This is a genomic window from Aminobacter sp. MET-1, assembly GCF_026521175.1.
Classification (GTDB): domain Bacteria; phylum Pseudomonadota; class Alphaproteobacteria; order Rhizobiales; family Rhizobiaceae; genus Aminobacter.
In genome coordinates, this window is sequence record NZ_JAMSHL010000077.1 from 1 (window position 1) to 409 (window position 409).

Annotated in this window: 1 pseudogene; it reads left to right on the forward strand. The window is 55.3% G+C overall.

From position 1 onward, the window contains the following. Window positions 1-409, forward strand: a pseudogene (locus NDO48_RS30595) (permease); the annotation flags it as partial.

Sequence of the window (409 nt, forward strand, 5' to 3'; positions counted from 1 at the left end):
CATTGCCGTCTGTTTACGATCCCGGAATTGGATCCAAGGAACTCGGATCAGTTTCCAACCTGCTGATCGCGCGTGGCGTGATTTTTGGGATCTATCCCCTGTGCATGGCTGTCGCACTGTTGCGCTGGAAGAAGGCCAGAATTACGCGGCATACGCTTCGCTCGCCGTTCTTCGGCCAGTGTTATGTCGCCGCTCCGTTCGTCTTCATGCTCGTGCTTGGTCTCGATTTCGTATCGATGCCTCATCAACAGGGCCTGCTGGCTGGCTTAGTAACAATGGCCGCTGCCACAGTCTGGTATGCGCAGGCGCAAGTTCGCTGGTTCAAGCAGAACCTGGAAATCGGAAACCTAAGAGCAATCGGTGCTTTTGGTGCTGCGTTCCTCTTGGCGACATTGGCAGCGCTGGTGTT